Origin of the sequence: Rhizobium sp. 18055, assembly GCF_902706285.1 — a bacterium.
Lineage (GTDB): Bacteria > Pseudomonadota > Alphaproteobacteria > Rhizobiales > Rhizobiaceae > Rhizobium.
Map to the genome: position 1 here is coordinate 521,902 of NZ_CACSKD010000001.1, position 24,281 is coordinate 546,182.

The window sequence follows — 24,281 nt, forward strand, 5'->3', positions numbered from 1 at the left end:
GAGCGGCTGAAATGGGCGCACACCACCATGATGGCGACGGACACCGTCATGATCATGACGACCACGGCAGCCACACCCGCCGCGTCTTGAACGCGAAACATCACCATGTCTTCCTCGGCGACGATCACGACAGGAACGCACGCCGAACCTGGACGGTGATCGCCATCACCGCCTCGATGATGGTCGTGGAGATTGTGGCAGGAAACATCTTTGGATCGATGGCGCTCGTCGCCGATGGCTGGCATATGTCGACGCATGCTGCCGCGATGCTGATCACGGCACTCGCCTATCTCTATGCCCGCAAACACGCGAAAAATAGCAGGTTTTCATTCGGCACCGGCAAGCTCGGCGATCTGGCAGGTTTTGCCAGTGCCATCGTCCTGGCAATCGTTGCTGTTCTCATCGGCTGGGAGAGCGTCCTGCGGCTCCGATCGCCGATCCCGATCGACTTCGAGCAGGCGATCTTCGTCGCGGTCCTCGGCCTCATCGTCAATCTCGTCTGTGCCTGGCTGCTGAAGGATGACCATTCGCACCATGGCCATGGGCACGATCACCACGACCATCATGGCGGACACGAAGGCAGCGACAACAATCTTCGTGCCGCCTATATCCACGTGATGGCTGATGCCCTGACATCGGTTCTGGCGATCATCGCGCTTCTGGCAGGCAGTCTCTACGGCTTGTCGGTCCTTGACCCACTGATGGGGATCGTCGGCGCATTGGTCATTGCGAAATGGTCATGGAATCTGGCGCGCGACGCCGGCGGCGTCCTGCTCGACTATGTTCCGGAACACGAGGACCTGCCCGAAGAAATCCGCGAGATCATCGTCGCCGAAGGTGCCGAAATCCAGGACCTGCATGTCTGGCAGCTCGGACCCGGCCATCACGGCGCGATCGTTTCGATCACCGCCGACACCCCGAAAGCGCCGTCCTACTACCGCGAAAAGCTGGCGGCTATCCACGATCTCTCCCATGTCACGGTTGAGGTCGAAGCCAAAGCGGCCTAGCAAGGCCACGCAATCAGCCACGTCCGCAGGAGTTTTTCATTGTCCCATACCAGCCGCGAGAAGACGAAGCTTCTGAACCGTGTTCGTCGGATCAAGGGGCAGATGGAGGCGGTGGAGCGGCTGCTGGAGGAAGACAGGGGTTGTACCGAGGTGCTCCAGCTTGTTGCGGGTATCAGAGGAGCCATCAATGGCTTGATGGGTGAGATCATCGAAGATCACATCCGCCATCATGTCGCAGATGGCGTGCTATCCCAACCGGAGCGCGACGATGGTGCGCTGGAGCTGATCGACGTGGTACGCACCTACCTGAAATGAGAGCTGATGCCCGACGAGGATCGTCCGCTCAGAGTCACGGCCGCGCAAGGATGTCCCCATGAAACTCGAAACGCCCTGCACGGATGTGTGCAGTTTCGATCCGCGCAAAAAGTGGTGCTTGGGCTGCGGTCGCACAACCGACGAAATAAAGTCCTGGCGCAAGTTGACCCCATTTCGCCGCCAAGCGCTGTCCAACGAACTGAAGCGTCGCATGAAATGGATCGAACAGAACGGCAAGCCTGAGGCAGGCTGGCTCCGAAGCTCAACCTGCCAAGTGCTGCCAAGTGCCGCAAGCCGCCAGATCAGCGGCCCACGGAGCCTTGATGCAAACAGGGCTTCAGGCAACGACTGCTACAGTGGAAACTCGTTGGCGAGCGTGACGTGGTGATGGATGCGTCCCTCGAAGAACCGGGACAGGACTTCATCGGTCGCAGCGCGGGCGCGGGTGCGCGCCGGACTTGCAAGCGCCGCATCGACAGCAGCGATATCCGGGTAGTTGACTGCGAGCACCATCGGGATTTCAGGAGCGCCGTCGTCGCGCGCTTCGGCAAAGGAAACGCGGACATCGAGCGCGCCTGGGAATTCCTTCCAGCGCGGCAGGATGATTTCCATGACAGCAGCCCGGAAGGCCTCCGTCTGGCCGTCCTTTACCTTGCCTTCGAACAGTGCGTAACGGGTAATCACTGGGTCTTCTCCTTGTCCATCTTCATTCCGTTGAAAAACTCCATCAACGCTGCCTGATCCTCGCCGCCAAGCCCGGCTGCAGTCAGCAGGCGGTGCACTTCGGCGCAGACAGCCGTCAGCGGCATCGGCGTATTGGTCCGCCGCGCCAGGTCCTGGGCGCCGTTCAGATCCTTGACCATGTTGTCGATACGCCCTGTGCGCCGATAATCCTTCGCCACGAAACGCGGCATGTATTCCTGCAGGATGGCGCTGTCGGCCCGTCCGCCCTTCAGTGCCTGCGGGATCCTGGCAGCGTCGACACCGGCATCCATGGCCAGTTGGGTCGCTTCGGCGACCGCCAGGAAATTCAACCCGCACAGGACCTGATTGATCAGCTTGGTGGTCTGGCCGGCGCCGGAGCCGCCCATGTGGGTGCAGTTGCTGGCGAGATGCTTCAGCACGTTCTGGGCCCTTGCCACATCCGCATCGCTGCCACCCAGCATCAGGGTCAGTTCGCCGGTCAGCGCCTTTGGTGCACCGCCCGACAAGGGACTATCGACCCAGCCAAGCCCGCGATTGGCCGCTTCGGCAGCCAGCGCCTTGGTGGCATCAGGATCGATCGACGACATGTCGATGATCAGCGTGCCGGGACGCGCGCCCTCGGCGACGCCGGCCTGACCGAACACGGCGGCCCGGACGGTGGCAGGCGAATTCAAGCTGCAGACCACATAATCTGCATTGGCCGCAGCCTCTGCTGCACTGCCGGCAACATCAGCCCCCTGCCCTGCCAGCGCTGCCATCTTTTCCTGGTCCGGATCGAAGACCGTCAGCTTGTTCCCGGTGTTGAGCAGCCTCGTTCCGATGGCGCCACCCATGGCGCCAACACCGATCAACGCAATATGATTGCTCATGTGTGCTTCTCTTTTGTCAGATCGATCCCGGACATCAAAGCGACGCGGTAATGCCGCCATCGACATAAAGGACGTGGCCGTTGACGAAGGCGGAGGCATCGGATGCCAGGAAGATGCAGGCTCCGACCAGTTCCTCGACCTTGCCCCAGCGGCCAGCGGGCGTGCGCTTGGCAAGCCAGGCGGAAAACTCCGGGTCGGCAACCAGTGCGGCATTCAGCGGCGTCTCGAAATAGCCGGGCGCAATGGCATTGCATTGCAGGCCGTATTTCGCCCAGTCGGTCGCCATGCCCTTGGTCAGGTTGCCGACGGCGCCCTTGGTTGCGGTATAGGGTGCGATGCCGGGTCGGGCGAGTGCGGTCTGGACACTGGCGATATTGATGATCTTGCCGTGGCCGCGAGCGATCATGTGACGGGCCGCAGCCTGTCCGACATTGAACACGGAAGCTATGTTGGTCTGCAGCAAGCGCTGGAAGGCATCCGGCTCGAAATCCTCCAGTGGTCCTCGATGCTGCATCCCGGCGTTGTTGACGACAATGTCGATCGCCCCGACTTCGGCTTCAAAACCATCGATCGCTGCGCGCACGGCAGCGTGATCCGTAACGTCGAAGGCAAGCGTACGGGCCTTGCCGAGTTCGGCAACCGCACCCGCCAGTTTCGCCTCGTCCCGGCCATTCAGCACAACCTCAGCACCGGCCGCGGCCAGGCCGCGTGCCAGCGCAAGCCCGATGCCCTGCGACGAGCCGGTGACGAGGGCGCGGCGCCCCTTCAGGTCGAAGATTTCTAAACTCATTTTTTCTCTGCCTCATCGACAAACGCATCCTGGGATGCACAATGTTAACGATAACATTCATGATCCCTGCAGAGCTGTCAAGACAAGAGAACAGCCGAGTGCGGCGCCACGGACTGTGCATGCAGACTACCTGCCGAAGCTCGATCGGCATGGTCAAAGCATTTGAAAGAACCGTCATTTGCCGGGCTTTGCCGTACAGCAACAGCAGGAGCCCCGATAAAATCCATTGTCGCCCGCCTTTTCACGAAGACGTTTGCCACGCCGCCCTTTACACGGTTCGGATATGCCATCATCAGCAGGACAAAGATCCGCGCGCTGGCTCCTTGTCCGGCAGACGATCCCGCGGGGCTCTTTGCTGATGGATGCATTCCATAAGATGGGCAATTCAATTTTTCCGATGGGCCAGTTGGATCGAACGCGGGTATACAACAAGACAAGTCACTCCCATGATCGGGCGACATTCAAAGATGCCCGAAGGAAATGTGAGTGACATCCGACGTTCTCCCGATGACCGGCCATGCAGCAAATCAATCCGCCTCTGTTTCCCAAGGACAGGATCAGTCCTGCCGGAGTATGCTTGCGGCATTGGCGGCGCAGGGAGAGCTTCTTGTCGTCGATCAGGAAATCGATCCTGTCTTTGACCTGTCTGCCTTGTTGTCGCTGACCCATGAGACCTGTGCTGTGCAGGCAAACAGGATCAAGGGTTACGACATGCCGGTGTTCGGCAACCTGCTCGCGGATCTCGATCGTATCGCGATGGCCATGAACGTGCCGCGCGAAAATATCCAGTCGGCCCTGCTCGGCTCGATCAAGACGCCGATTGCCCCCGTCGTGATCGACAATCCTCCGGTACAGGAAAAGCTGTTCGAAGGTGGCGTGCTGGCCCACCTGCCGGTTCCGACCTTCTTCAGCCAGGAAACCGGCCCCTATATCAGCGCCGGGCTGATGATTGCCCGCGATCCCGAGACCGGCCTCGGCAACGCATCCTACGCCCGCCTGAAGATCCTCGGACCGAACGAGGCGCTGATCGGCATTGCGCCGAACCACCACCTGGCGATCATGGCCCGCAAGGCTGCCGACAAGGGCGAAACCCTTCCTTTCGCCGTGGTGCTCGGGGCACATCCCATTATTCAGCTCGCGGCCTGCCTCTATCTCGGTCTTGGTGACGACGAGATGCATTGCGCCGGCGCGCTGTTCGGCGAACCGGTGCGGATGGCACGCTGCCGCACCAGCGATATCCTGGTGCCGGCCGAGGCGGAAATCGTCATCGAAGGACAGATCCATGCCGACAAGACAATCGTCGAGGGTCTCGTCTCCGAATATCACGGCATGTACGAAAACTATGGAACCGGCGTTCTGGCCACGTTCGATTGCATGACCACCCGCGCCGACGCCATGATGCAGGTGATCCTGCCGGGCTATCATGCCGAGCACATCTATCTCGGTGCCGTGCCGATTGCCGCGAGCCTCAAGGCACAGCTGGCGCGGGTCATTTTGAATGTCGGCGAAGTCGCTGTGACGGCTTCGGGTTGCGGCCGTAACAATGTCGTCGTGCAGATCAACAGGCCGCGACCGGGCCAGGCCCGCCGTGCGATGGCGGTCTGCTGGGGTGCGGTCAGCATCATCAAGAACGTTACGATCGTCGATGCCGACGTCGATCCATGGGACCTCAACGCCGTCGAGCTGGCAAAATCGACCCGCATGCGGGCAGAGCGCGACATCCTGATCATCAAGGACCTGCCGGCAGATCGGTCGGAGCCCCAGGAAGACGGCTTCATGGTGGCCAAGGTCGGTTATGACGCCACCTGCCGGCCGAGCGACCGCAAGGAAGGCTACGACAAGGCCGCGCCGCCGGCAGCATCCTACGAGCGCATGCGGGCGCTGCTGGCTGACGCCATGCCGGAGGTTTCATTTTGATCGCTTCGCCAGCCATCGTTGCGAGCATGTTTGAGCGAATGCACGGAGCGTGCTCATGCGCAGGCTGATCGTCGCCATAACCGGTGCGTCCGGCACCTGCTACGGCGTGCGGGCGCTGGAAATGTTGCGCGAAATGGGCGGCTTCGAGACCCATCTGGTGATCTCGCCGGCCGGCCTGCGCACCGCTGCCGAAGAAGGCATCGGCTATGACGCCGACCAAATCAAGGCACTGGCCGACGTCTGCCATAGCCACAAGGATATCGGCGCGTCGATCGCCTCGGGTTCGTTCAAATCGGACGGCATGCTGGTGGCGCCCTGCTCGGTGAAAACGCTGAGCGGCATCGCACATTGCTATAGTAACGACCTGATCACAAGGGCAGCCGATGTCTGCCTGAAGGAACGCCGCCGCGTCGTGCTGATGGTGCGGGAGACACCATTGCATGCAGGGCACATCGCCCTGATGGACCAGGCCACCCGTAGCGGCGCGATCATCATGCCGCCGGTGCCGGGCTTCTACACCCAGCCGAAGACCATCGACGATCTCATCAACCAGACCGTCGGGCGTGCACTCGATCTGTTCGATATCGACCATCCGAGCGTGCGCCGCTGGAAAAAGGGGGAAGCCTCTTAACGACCGACTGACAGGCGGACGGCGGCTGGGAGGACCGCGGTTCGGAATAACAAGGGGAACGCCGACTGCCAAAACGGACAGCGGCAAACTGGAGAAAATCCATGACTGAGACACTTCGCACTGCCACAACCCGCAACACGAATGCCCGCACCAACACCTCCCGCGCCCTTGCTGTAGCATTTGCCATGCTGTGCGCCTCAACGTCAGGCATCGCCCATGCTGCCGATGAGCAGCCCGTCAAGGGTGGCGAAATCACCATCGTCAACGGCTCCGACGTCAAGAGCTGGGACCCGGCAGTCACCAGCGGCACCTTCCCGGGTGGCCCGATGGACATGCTCGACGCCATCTACGGCTTCATCGTCTATTCCGACGTCAACGGCAAGATTCAGGGCGGCATGTCCGAGAGCCTGACGAGCGAGGACGCCAAGGTCTGGACACTCAAGCTTCGCCCCGGCGTGAAATTCACCGACGGCACCGCCTATGACGCCGACGCCGTCAAGTTCAACTGGGACCGCGCCGCCGACCCGGCAACGCTGGCCCCTGCGCAGGCTTTCGTCTCCTCCTGGAACAAGGGCATCAAGATCGTCGATCCGCTGACGATCGAGATCACCCTTCCCAAGCCCGACCGCAATTTTGGCGCGACGCTGGCGCAACTCGCACCGTTCATCGGCTCGCCGACTGCTCTGAAGGCCGCCGAAAAGAAGACCGACATCAAGCCTGTCGGTGCCGGCGCGTTCCTGCTCGACAACTGGAACCAGGGCGTCTCGATGACGATGAAGCGCAATCCCGCCTATTGGGACCAGCCGCGCCCCTATCTCGACACACTGAAGTTCGTTGTTATCCCGGAGACCAACAGCCGCATCTCCACCGTCGTCCAGGGTGGCGCGACGATGATGGCCGGCTACATGTATCAGTTCGGCTCGAATGCCACGGCCGAAGGCGTCACCACCCACGAAATCCCGCTTTCCGGCCTCTACCGCGCCTACTTCAACCAGGCGAAGGGTACCTTTACCGACAAGCGCGCCCGTGAAGCCTTCTACGAAGCGCTGCAGCGTCCGCGCCTGATGAAGGCCTACACGCAGATCGACGGCTATGTCATGCCGACGAACTATTTCACGGCTGACTCCCCCTACTACGACGCAACCTACAAGCTGCCGGAATACAATCCCGAGCACGCCCAAGAGCTGTTCAACGCGCTCGCCAAGGACGGCAAGCCGTTCGACATCAAGATCGTCACCTATTCCAACTCCGACCTGAAGCGTCTCGGCTCCTACCTGCAGCAGGCGCTTGGCGCCTATGAGAACGTCTCGGTCAAGCTGGAGCTCGTCGATCAGGCGATGCTGACCCCGACCTGCAAGGCGCAGGGCAATTTCGACCTTTGCGTCGATGGCGGCGTGCTGGTGGCAAACGGTGCCGAACCGATCATCACCAACCTTCTGGGCTCCAAGGGCAACGACAACTGGGGCAAGTACAACAGCCCCGAGATGGACAAGGCACTCGCTGCCGCCAACGCCACGATGGACCCCAAGGCAGTAAAGGCTGCCTACGCCGACGTCCAGAAGCTGGTGGTCGACGACCTGCCGCTCTACATCTTCGGCTCGGAAGCGCGTAACCTGCTGATCCGCAACAACACCGGCGGCATCGTGCCCTCGAATGGCGGCATCCTGCAGAAGCAGTTCCTGTTCGTCTGCAAGGACGCCTGCACGACGAAGTAATGCGTCAAGCGAGGTCCTGGCCCCGCCGGTCGGGACCTCCAACGATCCGCCGTGCCGGTTGCCGGCGACAAGAGATCCGTTGCGACCGAAGCCCGGTCGCCGCGACAACCCCACTGCGAAGGTAACTTTCGATGTTTGATAAACGGCCCAGGACCACATTCCGCGAACTCATGTCGGCCGGACAGGTGTTCACACCCTGCGTCTGGGACTGCTACTCCGCCAAGGCGGCCGAGATGGCCGGCTTCAAGGCGATCCTGCTTTCCGGCGCCTCGCTCGGCTTCAGCATGTCCGGCGTTCCCGACATGGGCCTGCACAACCAGGAAGAACTGGTATGGGCGACCGATCGCATTTCCGATTATTCGCCACTGCCGCTGATCATCGATGCCGATGATTGCTTCGGCGACGTGGCACAGGCCTATCGCACCTGCCGCCGTCTGGCCAAGGCCGGCGCCGCTGCCATCCTGCTTGAAGACACGCCGAACGAGCGCGGCTATGCCCGCTTCGGCCGCGCCATGGAAGCGGCAACGCTGGCCGGCAAGCTCGACGGCAATATCGACCATCCTGTCATCTCCAAGGAGCTGTGGCTCGCCAAGATCAAGGCCGCGCTCGACGCCTGCGAGGGCACGGATTGCGTGGTCATCGCCCGCACCGAATCGAAACTGGAACTGGGCCTCGACGACGCGATCGACCGCTGCATCCGCGCTGCTGAACTCGGCTGCGAGATGACCTATGTCCACGGTCTTCGCACGCTTGAGGAATGCCAGAAGGTTGCCAAGGTACTGCCGGGCTGGAAGATGTTCGGCGACGTCGCCACCCAGGACGGCAAGGCCTTCGTCGAACTGGAAGACATCGCAGCACTCGGCTTCAACCTTGTCACCATGCACTACCTCGAGAAGGGTTCGATGTGGGGCATGATGGATTACGGTCATCGCGTCTTCAAGGAACAGAGCACCCGCTATTCCGACGAGCATACGATGGGCGGCCTCAGCAAGGCGGATCAGCGCGAGCTCCTGGAGCGCGACATCGGCTGGATGGCAGCAGAAGACGAATGGAAGAAGATCTGAAACTGACTGGCTCGCATCGATGAAGATGCAGGCCATGAAGGCGTCGGCGACAGTCGCCGGCGCCGTACGGTCCGACAACTCGAACCGCAGAAGGAGTTAGGCGCTTGATGACCGGGTTGAAGCCCTATGCAAGGGCGATATCGACACGGATCCTGGCCGGGATCCCTGTATTCATTCTTGTCACTTTCGGCGCCACGGCTCTTTCCAGCATGGCGCCGGGGTCGGCCGCACAGCTGATCCTGGGCGACAATGCGACGGCTGAGCAGGTTGCAGCGCTCAACAGCGCCTATGGCTACGATCTTCCACTTTGGGAGCGCTACCTGAAATGGCTGGGAAACCTGTTGCAGGGTGACCTCGGGCAGACGCTGTTCAGCCAGCAACCTGTGGTCCAGGTCGTATTCGACCGTGCCGCCGTCACCTTCGAGATCGCTTTTCTGGCCATGTTCTTTTCGCTGATCGGCATTCCAATCGCCATGTATACAGCGAGCCACTCGGGAAAGCTCGCCGACCGAATTCTGCGCTCCATCTCCTCGGTCCTGCTCGCCGTGCCGACCTTCGTCATCGTCGTGCTTTTGTCCTACGTTTTCGCGATCGTCCTGCGCTGGCTCCCGGCCACCGGCTGGGCAAACTTCAGCGACGATCCACTCGCCAATCTCTGGTACGTGGCGCTGCCGGTCCTCTGTCTCAGCCTGCACCAGATCGCCTATCTCTACCGCGTCGCCCGCAACGAGATGATCACCACGCTGCAGGAAGACTTTGTCCAGGTTGCCCGTGCCCGCGGCCTGTCCCTGAGCTACATCATGCTGCGCCATGTGCTGCGCCCGGCAATGCCGCAGATCCTGACCGTCATGGGCCTGTCGCTGACCTATATGCTGGCCGGTTCCTTCGTCGTCGAAAGCTACTTCGCCGTGCCTGGCATCGGCTGGACCGTGCTGACCGCCGTCAAGAGCCACGATATCCCGCTCGTCCAGGCGATCCTGTCACTCACCGTCGTCATCTTCGTCATCGTGTTCATGCTCGTCGATATCGGTTACGCCATCATCGATCCGAGGGTCACCGTATCATGAATGCCACGCCCCAATCCCCCGCAGCCGGAACAGCCACGCTGGCCAGTATTGCCCGCGCCGCGATGCCCGCCACCAGCCGCCTGCGGCTGCCCGGCGGCACCGTGTTCGAAATGCTTGCCGCAGCGTTCCTGGTCTTTCTCGTGCTGATCGCGCTGTTCGTCGATTTCATCCCCGGTCTCGTCAGCCCGAAGTTCCCCTATGGCGACTTCTCGCAGCTTCCTGACCTGACGGTCAACGGACTGCTCGGAACAGACGATATCGGCCGCAGCATCCTGTCGCGCGTGCTTTACGGCGCCCGTGCATCGCTGATGATCGTTGGCGTCGCCACCTGTCTTTCGGTGTCTGTCGGGCTGCTGCTCGGCATGCTGGCCGGATACTACCGCGGCATGATCGAGCGCATGGTCGATCTCTACGCCAACACGATGTCGGCGCTGCCTTCGGTGCTGGTGGTGCTTGCCTTCGTCACGGCAACAGGCACGTCCGTCGGCGCCATCATCCTGATCCTTGGCATTCTCGACATCGGCACTTATGCGCGTGTGGCGAAAGCAGGGGTGATCTCGCAGAACAACCGGGACTATGTTCTCGCCGCCCGTGCCATGGGCGCCACCGACGCCCGCATCATGCTGCAGGAAATCATGCCGAACCTGGTCCCGGCGCTGACCGCGGTAATGCCGACGCTGATGGCCGGCCTCATCATTACCGAGGGCTCGCTGAGCTTCCTTGGCTACGGCATTCCAGCACCGGCTCCAAGCTGGGGCGGGATGATCGCCAGTTCGACGGACCTGCTCAGCCGTTTCCCGGTGCTGATCGTTGGCCCGACGATGGCCATCGTCCTCACCGTCTATGCCCTCAACACCGTCGGCGACTACCTCGCCCAACGCCTCAACAGCCGCGAGCGGGGGGATTGAGATGACTGAACAACAAGACCAACCTATCCTCGCCTGCCGCGACATGTCCTGCCTGATCAAGGCGCGCCCGCAGCCGCTCAAAGTGCTGCAACATATAGACTTTTCAGTCCGTCGGCGCACGGCGCTCGGGATTGTCGGCGAGTCCGGCGCCGGCAAATCGATGCTGATCAAGTCGATCATGGGCATTGCTCCCGGCAGCGTTCACGTCGAGGGGCACATCACCGTCGATGGCGAGGATCTGTCGGCGATGAAACCGCGCGACAGAGCGCGCTTCATCGGCCGCAAGGTCGGCATCGTGTTCCAGAACCCGATGACCTCCCTCAATCCCTATGTGCCGGTCGGCCGCCAGATCACCGAGGCATGCCGGCAACATCTTGGCCTGTCTGGCGATGCAGCGCGCCAGCGGGCGATCGATCTGCTGACCGTCGTCGGCATTGCCGACCCCGAAGACTGCTACGATTACTACCCGCACCATTTTTCCGGCGGCATGAAGCAGCGCATCATGATCGCCGCCGGCCTGATCTGCCAACCCGACCTGCTGATCGCCGACGAGGCGACAACAGCGCTCGACGTGACGGTGCAGAAGGAAGTTCTCGATCTCCTGCAGACCATCCAGCAGGAACGTCAGATGTCGATGATCCTGGTGTCGCACAATCTCGGCGTCGTCGCCGGCCGTACCGACGAGATCCTTGTCCTTTACGGTGGTCACATCGTCGAGTACGGCCCGACGTCGGACGTGTTCCGCAATCCGCGCCACCGCTACACCGAGGCCTTGCTGTCGGCGATGCCGCAGATGGACCAGCCCGCACACACGCGGCTCCGGACCATTCCTGGACAACCGCCGAGCCTCGTCAACCAGCCGCCTGGATGTCCCTTCGCGCCGCGTTGCAGCGCTGCTGAAGGACCATGCCATGTTTCCATGCCGGAGATGAAAAGCGGCGTGGACAATCGCCATCGCTTCGCATGCCATTTCCCGCTGGAGCAGACCGCCAGCCCCGCAATTCGCCAGGACATCATCACAGAAGGCGGGCTTGCTCATGGTTGAGACCCTCAAACAGATCGCCGAAACCGCGGCCAAGGCGCCCCTGCTGCAGATCGCCGAACTCTCCGTGCACTTCACCCGTTCCGGCAAGCTGATGCGTGCCGTCGATAATGTCTCGCTCCACGTTGCACCCGGAGAGACGCTCGGCCTCGTCGGCGAGAGCGGCAGCGGCAAGACAACGATCGGACGTGCCGTGCTCAGGCTGCTGCCGGATGCCAATACCCAATGGAACGGCTCGATCCGCTACCAGGGTACCGACATTGCGAAGCTTTCGAAGCGTGACATGCGCCGGATGCGCGGCCGCCTGCAGATGATCTTCCAGGACCCTGTTTCGTCGTTCAATCCGCGCCGCAGAATAGAGGATATCGTCGCCGAAGGTCTGATCATCCAGGGCGTATCCAAGGCCGATCGCAAGACCCGCGTCGAGGCGGCGCTTGCCGACGTCGGCTTTACACTCTCTGACGTTGCCGGCCGCAAGCCGCACCAGTTCTCGGGCGGCCAGTGCCAGCGCATCGCGATCGCGCGAGCGCTTGCCGTACAGCCGGAACTGATCGTCTGCGACGAACCGGTGGCCTCGCTCGACGTCTCGGTGCAGGCGCATGTGATCAACCTGCTGCAGGATATCCGAGAGGCCCGCAATCTGGCTTTGATCTTCATCTCGCATGATCTTGCGGTGGTGAAGAATGTCAGCGACCGCGTGGCCGTGCTCTACATGGGCAGGATCGTAGAGGTCGGCACCGGCGAAGAGATCTACGACCGGCCCGCCCACCCCTATACGCGCAAGCTGCTCGAGGCCGTTCCTGTCGTCGATGCCAGCCGCAAGCTGCAGCCCGACACTGAGCGGACGGCGATCCCGTCTCGCATCCGCCCGCCGACAGGTTGCGCCTTCCGCACCCGCTGCCCACGCGCGGCCGCCCGCTGTGCCGAAGAGGAACCGATGCTCACGCCGGCTCCACGCGGCCAGATGGTTGCCTGCCACTTTCCACATGACGAGGCGGCGCCCGGCATGATGGCGAAGACGGCATAGGAGCGCGCGATGCAGCAGACAAGCTTCGCCGACAGCGTCTGGCCCAACATGATCCTGCTTTACGTGGACAGCCGGGTTTCAGACCTCTGCTTGTCCCTGCAGGACGAATTCGATGCCGATGTCCCCGTTCTGCTGCTCCTCGTGCTTGCCGACCAGTATGGCCTCTCCTGCGAGAAAGAGGCCTTCGACAGGTTCGTGGCCGGAGCCGCGGTATGGCGGGAACGTGTCGTGAGGCCCCTGCGGTCCGTTCGCCAGGCAATGAAGGGGCATTGCGCCACGGACAGCGAGACGGCGCTGCGCGAAGAAATCAAGCGGGTCGAATTGCTGGCCGAAAAGCTGCACGTCGCCCGTCTGGCAGAAGCCTTTCCGATGGATGCCGCCGAGCAGCATCCGAAATACGATTTGGCCGATCGCTATCTGGCCGATCGTGGCCTTTCCGGTGAGCGGCGGAGCGCCTGCCTGTTGTTGTTTGACGATGTGATCACGAAGCTCGTGAAGATCGTCAAACCCGCCCACCTCCAAAATCATTGCGACCGAGTTAGAAAGACGACTGTATCATGAGCGATTTCGACACTGTGATCCGCGGCACCCTTGTGAACGAAGATGGTGTTACCGAAGGCGGCTTCGTTGCCGTGCGCGACGGCAAGATCGCCATGCTTGGTGCCGGCGCGCCACCTGCGGCCCGCGAAACGCATGACTTCGGCGAAGCGCTGGTCCTGCCCGGCACGATCGACGGCCAGGTCCATTCGCGCTCGCAGAAGGATCAGGAGGATTTTATCTGGTCGACACGGTCTGCAGCGGCGGGCGGCGTCACCACCATCGTCGATATGCCCTATGATGCCGGCGGCAAGCTGATCTGCACGGCTGAGCTTCTGACGGAAAAGGCGGAAAGTGCCGCCGAGCAGGCCCGTATCGATTTTGCGCTTTACGGCACCATCCGTCCGTCCGAAGGGGCGCTGCATATCGCCGAGATGGCGAAGGCCGGCGCCATCGGTTTCAAGTTCTCGACCTTCGAGACGGACCCGAACCGTTTTCCGCGCATTCCCACCCCGCTACTCCATGCCGCGTTCACCGAAGTCGCCAAGACCGGCCTGATTGCCGGCGTGCACAATGAAAACGACGAGTGCGTGAAAGTCTGGAGCGAGGCCGTCAAGGCGACCGGCCGCACCGATTACCGCACCCACGGCGATTCCCGCCCGGCCATCGCCGAAACGCTGGCGATCGCCGAAGTCTACGAGATTGCCGAGGCGACCGGCTGCTCGGCCCATATCGTCCATTGCTCGGTGGGCCGCGGCTACGAAATGGCGCAGGCCTACCGCCAGCAGGGCGTCGATGCGACGATCGAGGCCTGCATCCATTACCTCGTCTGCAGCGAGGAAGAAGATGTCTCGCGGCTGATCGGCCGTGCCAAGTGCAATCCGCCGATCCGCTCGGCCAAGGAACGCGAAAAGATCTGGGAGCACCTCGCCGCCGGCCATGTCACCATCGTTTCGACCGACCACGTGTCCTGGAGCCTGTCGGCCAAATCCTCCAAGGTGATGCTGGAAAATTCCTCCGGGATGCCGGGCCTCGAAGTGCTGCCGAGCCTGCTGCTCGACGGCCTGACGGATCGCGACCTGCCTCTGACGCACGCACCGCGTCTGTTGGCCTCCAATCCTGCCCGCCTGTTCCGCCTTGCCGACCAGAAGGGTTCGCTGGCGATCGGGCTCGATGCCGACATCGCCGTCTTTGCCGAGCGCCCACGTCTCTACGATGCCGCGGCCAGCGGTCACAACGTTGTCGGCTGGAGCCCCTATGAGGGCCGCCGCATCCGTCACGCGGCAATCGCCACCTTCCAGCGCGGCGGCCTGATCTTCGATGGCACACATGTTCTGGCGCAACCCGGCGCCGGCCGCTTCATTCGTCCGAGCGTCAACGCTCTGACGCCGACTGCGTGACAAGCCGATGACATCGTTCCACAAAACCGACCGTGACCGTCTGCAGCAGGACTTCGATGCCCTCGCTGACATCACTGAGCCGGGCATTCCCTGGACGCGCCGGTCATTCACGCCGATGTTCCTCAAGGGCCGCAGCTATCTGGAAAGGCGCTTCACCGAAGAGGGGCTGTCGACCAGCATCGACTCGTCCGGCAATCTGATCGGCCGGTGGCAGGGCGCCGATGCCTCGCTGCCGGTGCTGATGACAGGCTCGCATAGCGACACGGTCCCGAGCGGAGGGCGCTTCGACGGTATCGCCGGCATCCTCTGCGGGCTCGCAGCCATCCGCGCCCTGCGCGAGACTGGTTATCGGCCACGCCACACGATCGAACTGGTCGATTTCCTCGCCGAGGAACCGAGCGAGTGGGGCTTGTCCTGCATCGGCAGCCGCGGCATGGCGGGCGCGCTTGGTCCAGAACATCTGGCGATGAAAGGCCCCGGTGGCGAAGAGCTTGCCGATGCGATCATCCGCGTCGGTGGCGCGCCGGAACGCATCCGCCAGCACCAGCGCACCGACATCGGCCGCTTCGTCGAGATCCATATCGAGCAGGGGCCGGTTCTGGAGCGGCTGAACGTGCCGATCGGCATCGTCACCGCCATTGCAGGGATAGCCCGGCTGCGTATCCGCATCGAGGGCGAAGCTGCCCATGCCGGCACAGCACCGATGACGATGCGCGCCGATGCCGGGATTGCCATGGCAGCGCTTGCGGTCGAACTGCGCGATGCCGCACGCGCCGTCGAAGGCAAGGGTCATTTCACCGCCACGATCGGCATCATGCGGTTCGAGCCGGGCGGCGCCAATGTCGTGCCGGGTGCAGCCGAGGCGATCGTCGATATCCGTGCCGAGACCGACGAGGCGATGGACGACTTTCTCGCGCGCGCCGGCGAACTGGCGCAGCGGGCCGCCGAACGCGAAAACTGCAAGGTCATCGCGGTCGAGAGATTGAGCCGAACCTTTGCCGTTGCCTGCGATCCGGCCCTGCGCACCGTGATCGAGGACAGTGCCAGCGAACTTGGGCTTGGCACCTTGCCGCTGGCATCGGGCGCCGGCCACGACGCCGCCTTCGTGGCGCGGCTTGCCCCTGCGGCGATGATCTTCGTGCCATCCAAGGACGGCAAGAGCCATACGCCGGAAGAATGGACCGACACCGAAGCCATTGCGCTCGCCGCCGATCTCCTGACCCGCACGCTGCTGCGGCTGGATATGCAGCCGGACGCACCCTGAAAACCTGGAAACACCTCCGACGTTGCGACGCCGAGAACACCATCACCTGAAGGACCATTACACATGACAAGCATCATCCTTGACGGCGACAGCCTGACGATCGAACAGACCGTGCGGATCGCCCGCGAAAACGTGAAGGTCGAGATCGCGCCTGCCGCACGCGCCGAAATCATCAAGAAGCGCGAATACATCGAAGAGAACTGGCTGACCGAGAATGCCCCAGCCACCTATGGCTTCAACACCGGCGTCGGCAAGCTCAAGGACTACAAGATCAACCAGGCCGACAACGAGCAGTTCCAGCTCAACATCGTGCTCTCGCACTGCTCCGGGATCGGCGAACCCGCTTCGGAAGAGATCGTCCGCGCCATGATGGCGGTTCGCATCAATGCCTTCTGTGTCGGTGTGTCGGGCCTGCGCATGGAGGTGGTCGATCGTCTGGTGAAGATGCTCAACGAAGGCGTTCATCCTGTCGTGCCGATCCAGGGTTCCGTCGGTGCCTCGGGCGACCTTGCACCGCTCGCCCACATGGTCTCCGTGCTGATCGGCTACGAGGACGCCGAAGCTTACTACAAGGGCGAACGCATGTCGGCGCCGAAGGCACTCGAGCTTGCCGGCATCAGCCCAGTGACATTCGAACTGAAGGCCAAGGATTGCCTGGCGCTGATCAACGGCAACAGCCTGTGCGCCGGCATGGGCGCGCTGACGCTGTTCGACGCAGAACAGTTGATGAAGACTGCGGATGCGATCGGCGCACTCAGCCTTGAAGCCGTGCGTGGCGAACAGGCAGCCTTCGATGCTCGCATCCACGAAGTCCGCAAGCAGCCCGGCCAGATTGCCGCGGCCGAGAATATCCGCCGTCTCGTCGAGGGTTCGCGCCGTGCTTCCGAATCCGCGCGCGCCGTACATCTCGAGGACGACATCCTGCACCCGACCTATCACCCGCGCGTACAGGACCAGTATTCGTTCCGCTGCCTGCCGCAGGTGCATGGCAGCTGCCGCGACCAGCTCGATCATGCCAAGACGATCATGACCCGCGAGCTGAACGCCGCAACCGACAATCCGCTGGTATTCTGGAACGAGAACGGCGCACTGGAATTCCTCTCCGGCGGCAATTTCCACTGCGAGCCGATTGCCTTTGCGATGGATATCCTGACGATCGCCCTGATCGAGATCGGCAACATCTCCGAGCGTCGTCTGTTTGCGCTGTGCGACACGACGCTGAACTACGGCCTGCCGCCGAACCTCGCCGGCAAGCCGATCGGCCTCAACTATGGCTACGGCATCATCTCTACCGCCGCTGCCGCCGTGGCATCGGAAAACAAGACACTGGCCTTCCCGGCCGTTGCCGATACCATCCCCACCAAGAGCAGCCAGGAAGACCACGTATCGATGGCCGCCTGGGCGTGCCGAAAGGCGCAGCAGGTTCTCGACAACATGCCGAAGATCGTTGGCGTCGAATGCCTTCTGGCGACCAAGGCGATCTTCCTGACCCGCGGCGCGCTGGGCGGCTTCAAGCTCGGCCGCGGCACACAGCCGCTCTATGATGCGCTCGCCGCCGTGATCCCGCTGCAGGACGGCGACGGCTATATGCAGAAGCAGATCAAGCCGGCATTTGCGATGGTCAGCGAAGGCAAGGTCCTCGATGTCGTCGAAAAGGCAGTCGGCGCACTGCGCTGATCAACGACATAAGCTCCGGCCGGTAATTTCGGTTGCCGGCCGGAGCTTCTATTTTTCCGGGGATCACATCCGCCCCATTCCTGCGCTCACTGCCGGCCAATTGCGGCTTTCCCACCGGCAATTTCGCTGTGCGTCACCGCGCGCACTTGAGGCTTGCGATGTCGCTGCCTATTCTGCCTTTCATGGACAAGATCGGCGTAGAGCTCAGGCTTCTGGCAAATTTCATATCGGCCTGTCAGAACGCCCGGATTTCCGACGCCGCCGCCAGTCTCGGCCAGACGCCCTCGGCGCTGAGCATGGCGTTGCGAAAACTCGAGGATCGCCTCGGAATGCGGCTGTTCGTCCGCCAGGGCGGCTACCTCGGATTGCTGCCAGCCGCCTTTTGGCTGTTCCGGCAAAGCTGCCAGTTGCTGTATCTGGAGGAATATGCGCGCAGCGCTTTCTCCCTGCCTCACGCGCGGCTTGACCGGCTCGTCGTCCATCTGGATCTCAGCCTGGCGATCGGCCGCTTTTCCAAGGCGCTGATGCTGGCAACCCAGGAGACAATGCGCCAGCATCCGGAGACTTTCGTGGAGTGGCGCGTGGTTGGCCAGGACGACAGTGCCGACGCCGCCTGCCTGCGGTCGCAACTGGACGGCATGTTCGTCGGCGGCACGGAGATTGTCCGGATATTCTACGATGCCGCGGCCGATGCCCCGGAGACCACTCACCTCCTCGACGACCAGTGGATTGTCGTCGGATCGTCTGACAGCCATCTCGATCTTTCGCCCGCAGCCGATCCGATCGCTGTGCTGAAGATGCGCCCGCGTCTCATTGAGGCTATTTCCACGTATGTTGACGGTGGCGAACTGGATGGGCGACTTCGGTTTCTGGAGGATGATCCGGCACAATTGGCGAGCCTGCTGCAGGAATTCCCTCATCTGCGTTTCCTGGTACCCGCCAGCATGCTCGCCGACCGGATGGGCCTCGCACGTCTTGAGTGGGCGCCATTGAAGCCAGCGCTCGTGTCGCGACTTGTCGGGCAGACAGAAGCAAAGGGAACCGGCAAGGGAAATGGCTTTCTCCATTCCTTGAAGCGCAATTTGGCCGGCGAGGAACGGAACATCGCCTTCGAACCGAAGCTGACGCTGCGGCAGATCCAGTATTTCAACCTCGCCTGTCGTAGCGGCGGCATTTCGGCGGCGGCACGCGTTGCCAATGTCTCGCAGTCTTCGCTATCGGCGCAGATCCACAAGATGGAATCGATAGCCGGCGCCGATCTTCTCGATCGTCACCGCGATGGCTCAGCTCTGTCCGCTTCCGGCAACGGTTTTCGCCCCTTCGCGACCGCCATTGAGGAGCGACAGGCGTCGCTGCTGCGCATATCCCGCGATATCGCCGCCCACAGCCAGGCGAACGTAAGGATCGGTACGCTTCCCAGCTCCGGTCATGACAGCGCGCTGACGGAAAAGATTGCCCGGGCCATCACAGCCGTCCATGCCAGCCATCCAACCTGGAAGCTGCAGGTCAGCGAGAGCTCGAATGCCGTTCTGCATGACAGGATCAAGGCCGGCGAACTGAATATCGCGATTGTCGGCGCTGCCCAGCCGCAGGTAGCCCGCATTTCACTGGGCTCAAGCGAAGCCCTGTCAGTCGTCGCAAATCCAAAGCTTCGTCTTCCCGACGTAAAGGAAATGACGCTTGATGAGGTTTGCAGGCTCCCCCTGGTCCTCGGCGTTCGCCAGCTGAGCATCCATCAGAATGTGGCGCTTGCCGCAAAGGCCCGAAACATTCATCTGGCACCCGTTATCGAAGTCGGGTCGCTGGCCTTGGCAATTGCGATGGTGCGCAATGCGCCGCTCTGCACGGTTTTGCCGGCCTCTTCCGTACGCAAGGATCTGATGGCCCGCACGCTCGTTGCAGTTCCGATCAACCGCGATGAAGTTCCCGGTGCGTTGTCGATCATCTTCTCCGCAGACCGCTCCTTGTCCGATGCAGAGCGGGTGATTGTCCAGGAACTGGTCAATATCTTCAAAGAGGGAGGAACGGCGGCAGGAGCACTCGACCACAAAATCGGGAAGGATTGAAGCGATCCAGGCGCAATGAAATTTGATCTCCTGTGGGGCTATCGGTCGCCGCTTACGCTTGGCGTCTAAGCAGGAACGTCATCTCATGGATCGATCAGCGGCAGCGAAAATTTAGAATTTACGGGCCTGGAAGGCAAATATCACTTCACGACAGGCTAACGGGGTGGTTGATAGAACGGCGCTGGCGCTATAGGGTCGCCGTGCGAGGCACATAGCCGATACAGTAAAAGGAACGATCATGCCTGAAGGCACAGTTAAATTCTTCAACGACGACAAGGGATTCGGTTTCATCACGCCGGAAAATGGCGGAACGGACGTTTTCGTTCACGTGTCTGCTTTGCAGCGCGGCGGCTCGCTGCGCGAAGGTGACAAGGTCAGCTTCGAAATCGGCCAGGATCGCAAGACCGGGAAGTCCAAGGCTGAAAACGTCTCTGTGCTCTAATCACAGCGACCAGCAAGTTTCGCCTGCCTGTGAAAACAGGCAGGCGGACAGCATCCACAGCAGGTTTTGCTGACAATATCCGCTGTTGAACGTCTGCGGATAGACATAGCTGTGCCTCGGCTTGTGTTGCCTAACAATGCAGGCCAACTTTTGGCTGCCATGAATTATGATGGCGTATGGCGAGCATCAGGACGCAGTTTCGCGAAATCGCGCTGATTTCCGTGTTGAGAAACGCTCAATCCACAGGATTTTTGGGCCGCAACCCGCTGCATCGATGAATAAAGCCATCGTTGGCTCTTCGATCCTAATTCACGGTCACGCTGATGATGAACTTGCGCTTCTCCAACTCCACGAAGTAAGCGGCAACGTCGAAATACTCTTCCGGTGCCCATACCCCTGGCCTTTTCGGGTTGGAAAGGATCAACTGCGCTGCGATCGAGCCATTCATCGACGTGCAGGCATCCGTGTAGCCGGCATAGATCGGGTCGGGTCTCACAACCACCTGAACGGTAACCGTGGCCTCGACGCCGTTCTTCCTTCCTTTGCCGATCGCAAAATGAATCTCGTGACTTTCCTGGTCCGGAACGCGGTCAGCGTTCTTCTTGACGTTGCGCTCGATCACCTTGTTCAGCACATCGAGCGGCTTGACCATGCGGCCCCCGATCTCGACCGGCTCGTCAAAATCCCCGAAACCGGCCTTGACCAGCCCGGCCCACGCTTCGTGCTCGCGGTGCGGCAGGTGCAGTTTCCATGAAAACTCCTTGATCCCTTTCTCCCGGATGCCGTCAGCAAGGGGCACGGTCAGCTGTTCGGAGTGAGGCGAGTGCATGAACTCGCAACGCCCCCAGGGCTCAGGCAGATCAAGATACTCCTGACCGCTCATAGGCGGGCACTCGACGTGTTTGCCATCGTAGAACTGCGTGCTCGGATGCGCGTATTCTGCAAGCACGGTCGAGACACTGTAGGGCGGCACCAGGATCGGATTTTCGGCGCCAACGAATTCTGCGGCCCAATAGAGCTTGATGCTGTCGATCGTATCGAGCTCGTCCGCGACCGCCCTGCAGATCACGTTCGACATTCCAGGATCGGCCCCGACGCCAATGACCGCTGTCACACCCGCCTGTTTGAAGCGCTCGTGCTCCGCAATCTGCTTGACCGTGTAGGTTCCGAGGCCGCCCAGATCCACATAGGGAACGCGCGCAGCAAGCGCCGCTTCGAAAATCGTCATCTGGAAGCCAAGCAGGGTCGGCACGCAGTTGATGCAGATGTCGGCGCCGGCGATCACGGAGTGCAGCGTGTCGGCATTGGATACGTCGAGATCCACAAGCGTTATCCTGGGCTCGCCGAGTTCACCGGCAAGTGCCTCCATCTTGTCACGCGAAGCATCGCAAACGCGGATCGCCGTGATGTCGATGATGGCCCGGTTCGACAACAGGTCGCGAACGATACCTGCGCCCATGAAACCCGCGCCGCCTAGAATGGTAATGATCATCTTCTGTCCAATCGCTGAATATCAAACATGCTTGCGGCCGCCGTCTTGGTAGAACCAGTCGTCCGGGTAGGGATACCACCAACTCTGCACGGCCGGCTGGTGGTCGATAATGACCATCTTCGAGCGCCGGAACACATCCAGGCCAAGCTTCGAGAGCTCGCGCCCGAGACCCGATTTCTTCCAGCCACCGAAGGGCAAGGCGTCGTTGTCGATCATCGGATTGTTCACCCAGACCATCCCGGCTTCCAACCGATCGGCTGCTTCCATCGCCTCATCGAGCGAGGTGGTGAAGATGGAGGCGCCGAGACCAAATTCGCTGTCATTGGCGGCGTCAATCGCTTCGTCGAAGTCGTTCACACGCATAACGGCCGCGACCGGTCCGAAGCACTCCTCGCGCATGATCGCCATATCCGAGGTGCAACCGGTCAGGATCGTGGGTTCGTAGAACCACCCGACAGGCTCGCTTTCGGGGACCTTTCCGCCGATCACGACGGTCGCGCCCTTGGCCTTGGCGTCTTCGACAAGGCGGACGACCTTCTCGCGGGCAGCGCTGCTGACAAGCGGGCCGATTTCAGCGCGAGTCAAGCCATTGCCAATGCGCAGACGCTTCGCCTCGGCGACGAACTTTTCGATGAAAACGTCATGGACGCTGTCCACGACAAAGAACCGCTCGGCAGACGTGCATACCTGGCCGGACATATGAAATGCTGCGGTCACGGCCCCTGCTGCGGCGACGCCGAGCGGCGCATGTGCCGTGATGATCATCGGGTCCGAGCCGCCAGCCTCGATAACAGCCGGTTTCATCTGCGCCGCCGCGGCAACCGCGACTGCCTTGCCGGCTGCGACAGAACCCGTGAATGCGACGGCGTGGGTCTTCGGTGAGGCAATCAACGACGAGGCGAGCTCGGTTCCGCCAGGCAGGCAAGCGATCAGGCCGTCCGGTAGGGCTTCGAAAACCCGCATGAATTCCAGCGTCGACAGGGTTGTCGCGGGCGCCGGTTTCACGACGCACGCATTGCCCGCCGCAAGCGATGCCGCGACGGTCCAGCACATCAACAGGATGGGGAAGTTGAACGGCATGATGTGAACGCTGACGCCAAGCGCTTCGTAGCGTGCGAACTGGAAGGACCCGGCCTGGGTTGTACCGGCCACCTTTCCGGCTTCGTCTCTTGCCATTTCCGCAAAGTATCGGAATGCGCCGGCACAATTTGCGACTTCGCCGATCGCTTCCGGATAGGGCTTGCCCATTTCTCGCGACATCAGCTCTGCGCACCGCCGCATATCGGTGGCCTCTATTGTGCTGGCGATCTTGTGGAGAACGGTGGCTCGCGACTTGGCATCCAATCGTTTCCACTGGCGCTGAGCCAGCGTTGCTGAATCCAGGACGCCGGCGAGTTCGCCTTCGGTCACCTCGCCGACAACGCCGACCTTCGCGAGCGTTGAGGGGTCGGACACATCGCTCACGCGGCCGGCGCCCCGGTGGTACCGGCCGGCCGAGAAATAGGTTGGTTGTGTGGGATCGAACATGAATGCCGTTTCCTGAGTTGAATGGGTCTGAATCGCCGCCGCAAATTTTGCCCACGGCTCCTGCAGGTGGATCAGCGCGATCGCACGTGCGGCCTAGCGGATCATGTAGACCTTCTTGATGGTCTCATGGACCGTGCAGACACCTTTCCAATCCTGCGGGAAGAAGGCTGCGGTATCGGGTGTAACCTCGATGACATCACCGCTTTCGTGCACATAGGTGCAGCGCCCCTCCAGGAAGTGGCAGAACTCATCGCGGGTCACATGGCACTCCCATTTGCCGGGTGTGCAGATCCAGAGTCCGCATTCGCTTTGGCCGTTCGGTCCTTTGTGGATCAGCCGTCCGGAGACGTGGCTCACACCTTCGATCATCGTCGGAATGGTGCCCCAATCGACCAGATCCGTCTGTTTCAGTGGCTCATACATACGTGGTGTCGTGCTCATTGGAGTGCTCCCTGAAATGCCGGTTCAAGCCAGCATGTAAATGTTTCGAATTGTGTCGATCACGTTGCATTCGCCGGTCCATCCGGCCGGAAACATCACGGCTGTTCCGGAGGCAACCTCGATCACCTCGCCGACGTCCGACGTGTAGACGGCGCGCCCCGCGACGAAGTGGCAGAATTCATCGCGCGGGATCGACAGACGCCAGCGCCCTGGCGTGCATACCCAGATGCCGGTCTCCGGCTGATTGTTCGGTCCTTTGAACAACAACCGGCCCGAAGAGTGCGATTGGCCGTCGATCATCTCCGATTGATCACCCCAATCGACCAGGTCGTTGAATGTTGTCGCCGCATGGAGGTGCGGAGCGGACGAACGCAATGT

Annotated in this window: 24 protein-coding genes; 17 read left to right on the plus strand and 7 right to left on the minus strand. The window is 61.6% G+C overall.

The window, feature by feature from the left end; genetic code table 11:
- Positions 1–11: 11 nt before the first annotated feature.
- Genes dmeF through GVL52_RS02425 form a run of 3 tightly spaced genes read left to right on the plus strand, consistent with a single transcriptional unit; the run spans position 12 to position 1,710 of the window.
- The gene (gene dmeF, locus GVL52_RS02415) at positions 12–1,007 is read left to right on the plus strand and encodes a CDF family Co(II)/Ni(II) efflux transporter DmeF (RefSeq protein ID WP_160003714.1); all 996 of its coding nucleotides are present in this window, start codon (positions 12–14) and stop codon (positions 1,005–1,007) included.
- Between the two features lie 39 nt (positions 1,008–1,046).
- Complete coding sequence (locus GVL52_RS02420; RefSeq protein WP_160003716.1) at positions 1,047–1,322, plus strand: metal/formaldehyde-sensitive transcriptional repressor; 276 nt, start codon at positions 1,047–1,049, stop codon at positions 1,320–1,322.
- A 58-nt stretch (positions 1,323–1,380) separates the two neighbouring features.
- On the plus strand, positions 1,381–1,710 hold the full coding sequence (locus tag GVL52_RS02425) for a DUF1289 domain-containing protein (RefSeq protein ID WP_160003718.1): 330 nt from the start codon (positions 1,381–1,383) through the stop codon (positions 1,708–1,710).
- On the opposite strand, the gene GVL52_RS02430 is transcribed toward GVL52_RS02425, so the two are convergent.
- From GVL52_RS02430 to GVL52_RS02440, 3 genes are read right to left on the minus strand one after another with little or no spacing between them, the layout of a single operon-like run.
- Positions 1,674–2,006 (minus strand): hypothetical protein, encoded by a 333-nt coding sequence (locus GVL52_RS02430; protein WP_160003720.1) that lies wholly within the window; start codon positions 2,004–2,006, stop codon positions 1,674–1,676. The genes GVL52_RS02425 and GVL52_RS02430 overlap by 37 nt on opposite strands.
- Positions 2,003–2,896 (minus strand): NAD(P)-dependent oxidoreductase, encoded by an 894-nt coding sequence (locus tag GVL52_RS02435; RefSeq protein ID WP_160003722.1) that lies wholly within the window; start codon positions 2,894–2,896, stop codon positions 2,003–2,005. The genes GVL52_RS02430 and GVL52_RS02435 overlap by 4 nt, the downstream gene beginning before the upstream one ends.
- A gap of 34 nt (positions 2,897–2,930) precedes the next feature.
- Entirely contained in the window at positions 2,931–3,686 is a 756-nt protein-coding gene (locus tag GVL52_RS02440) for an SDR family oxidoreductase (protein ID WP_160003724.1), read from the minus strand.
- 507 nt (positions 3,687–4,193) lie between these two features.
- Here GVL52_RS02440 and GVL52_RS02445 point away from each other — a divergent pair.
- The 14 genes from GVL52_RS02445 (at position 4,194) to GVL52_RS02510 (ending at position 20,443) form a co-directional block, all read left to right on the plus strand.
- Positions 4,194–5,603 (plus strand): UbiD family decarboxylase, encoded by a 1,410-nt coding sequence (locus GVL52_RS02445; protein WP_160003986.1) that lies wholly within the window; start codon positions 4,194–4,196, stop codon positions 5,601–5,603.
- Positions 5,604–5,658: 55 nt separating this feature from the next.
- The gene (locus GVL52_RS02450) at positions 5,659–6,234 is read left to right on the plus strand and encodes a UbiX family flavin prenyltransferase (RefSeq protein WP_160003726.1); all 576 of its coding nucleotides are present in this window, start codon (positions 5,659–5,661) and stop codon (positions 6,232–6,234) included.
- 101 nt (positions 6,235–6,335) lie between these two features.
- Positions 6,336–7,949, plus strand: a complete 1,614-nt coding sequence (locus GVL52_RS02455) for an ABC transporter substrate-binding protein (protein ID WP_160003728.1) — start codon at positions 6,336–6,338, stop codon at positions 7,947–7,949.
- A gap of 131 nt (positions 7,950–8,080) precedes the next feature.
- Entirely contained in the window at positions 8,081–9,013 is a 933-nt protein-coding gene (locus GVL52_RS02460; protein ID WP_160003730.1) for an oxaloacetate decarboxylase, read from the plus strand.
- Positions 9,014–9,120: 107 nt separating this feature from the next.
- A complete protein-coding gene (locus tag GVL52_RS02465; RefSeq protein WP_160003732.1) occupies positions 9,121–10,080 on the plus strand; it encodes an ABC transporter permease in 960 nt (319 codons plus the stop codon).
- Entirely contained in the window at positions 10,077–10,988 is a 912-nt protein-coding gene (locus tag GVL52_RS02470; RefSeq protein ID WP_244619069.1) for an ABC transporter permease, read from the plus strand. The genes GVL52_RS02465 and GVL52_RS02470 overlap by 4 nt, the downstream gene beginning before the upstream one ends.
- 1 nt (position 10,989) lies before the next feature.
- Complete coding sequence (locus GVL52_RS02475) at positions 10,990–12,033, plus strand: ABC transporter ATP-binding protein (protein WP_160003734.1); 1,044 nt, start codon at positions 10,990–10,992, stop codon at positions 12,031–12,033.
- Positions 12,026–13,057: an ABC transporter ATP-binding protein gene (locus GVL52_RS02480; RefSeq protein ID WP_160003736.1), complete on the plus strand. Its 1,032-nt coding sequence runs from the start codon at positions 12,026–12,028 to the stop codon at positions 13,055–13,057. The genes GVL52_RS02475 and GVL52_RS02480 overlap by 8 nt, the downstream gene beginning before the upstream one ends.
- 9 nt (positions 13,058–13,066) lie before the next feature.
- The gene (locus tag GVL52_RS02485; protein ID WP_160003737.1) at positions 13,067–13,618 is read left to right on the plus strand and encodes a TIGR02444 family protein; all 552 of its coding nucleotides are present in this window, start codon (positions 13,067–13,069) and stop codon (positions 13,616–13,618) included.
- Positions 13,615–14,994, plus strand: a complete 1,380-nt coding sequence (locus GVL52_RS02490; protein WP_160003738.1) for a dihydroorotase family protein — start codon at positions 13,615–13,617, stop codon at positions 14,992–14,994. Before GVL52_RS02485 ends, GVL52_RS02490 begins: the two co-directional genes overlap by 4 nt.
- A gap of 7 nt (positions 14,995–15,001) precedes the next feature.
- Positions 15,002–16,258, plus strand: coding sequence for a Zn-dependent hydrolase (locus tag GVL52_RS02495; protein ID WP_160003739.1), 1,257 nt, complete (start codon positions 15,002–15,004; stop codon positions 16,256–16,258).
- Positions 16,259–16,321: 63 nt separating this feature from the next.
- Positions 16,322–17,935 (plus strand): histidine ammonia-lyase, encoded by a 1,614-nt coding sequence (hutH, locus tag GVL52_RS02500; RefSeq protein WP_160003741.1) that lies wholly within the window; start codon positions 16,322–16,324, stop codon positions 17,933–17,935.
- Positions 17,936–18,093: 158 nt separating this feature from the next.
- Positions 18,094–20,001, plus strand: a complete 1,908-nt coding sequence (locus tag GVL52_RS02505) for a LysR family transcriptional regulator (protein ID WP_160003743.1) — start codon at positions 18,094–18,096, stop codon at positions 19,999–20,001.
- A gap of 238 nt (positions 20,002–20,239) precedes the next feature.
- The gene (locus tag GVL52_RS02510; protein ID WP_160003745.1) at positions 20,240–20,443 is read left to right on the plus strand and encodes a cold-shock protein; all 204 of its coding nucleotides are present in this window, start codon (positions 20,240–20,242) and stop codon (positions 20,441–20,443) included.
- Between the two features lie 304 nt (positions 20,444–20,747).
- On the opposite strand, the gene GVL52_RS02515 is transcribed toward GVL52_RS02510, so the two are convergent.
- The 4 genes from GVL52_RS02515 to GVL52_RS02530 all read right to left on the minus strand — a co-directional run bounded on the left by GVL52_RS02515 (position 20,748) and on the right by GVL52_RS02530 (position 24,278).
- Complete coding sequence (locus tag GVL52_RS02515) at positions 20,748–21,935, minus strand: saccharopine dehydrogenase family protein (protein ID WP_200847741.1); 1,188 nt, start codon at positions 21,933–21,935, stop codon at positions 20,748–20,750.
- 21 nt (positions 21,936–21,956) lie between these two features.
- Positions 21,957–23,462: an aldehyde dehydrogenase gene (locus tag GVL52_RS02520; RefSeq protein WP_160003747.1), complete on the minus strand. Its 1,506-nt coding sequence runs from the start codon at positions 23,460–23,462 to the stop codon at positions 21,957–21,959.
- A 93-nt stretch (positions 23,463–23,555) separates the two neighbouring features.
- Entirely contained in the window at positions 23,556–23,903 is a 348-nt protein-coding gene (locus tag GVL52_RS02525; protein ID WP_160003749.1) for a cupin domain-containing protein, read from the minus strand.
- A 24-nt stretch (positions 23,904–23,927) separates the two neighbouring features.
- Positions 23,928–24,278 carry a cupin domain-containing protein gene (locus GVL52_RS02530; RefSeq protein WP_160003989.1) on the minus strand — a complete coding sequence of 117 codons (351 nt, stop codon included), beginning with the start codon at positions 24,276–24,278 and terminating at the stop codon, positions 23,928–23,930.
- Positions 24,279–24,281: the final 3 nt, after the last annotated feature.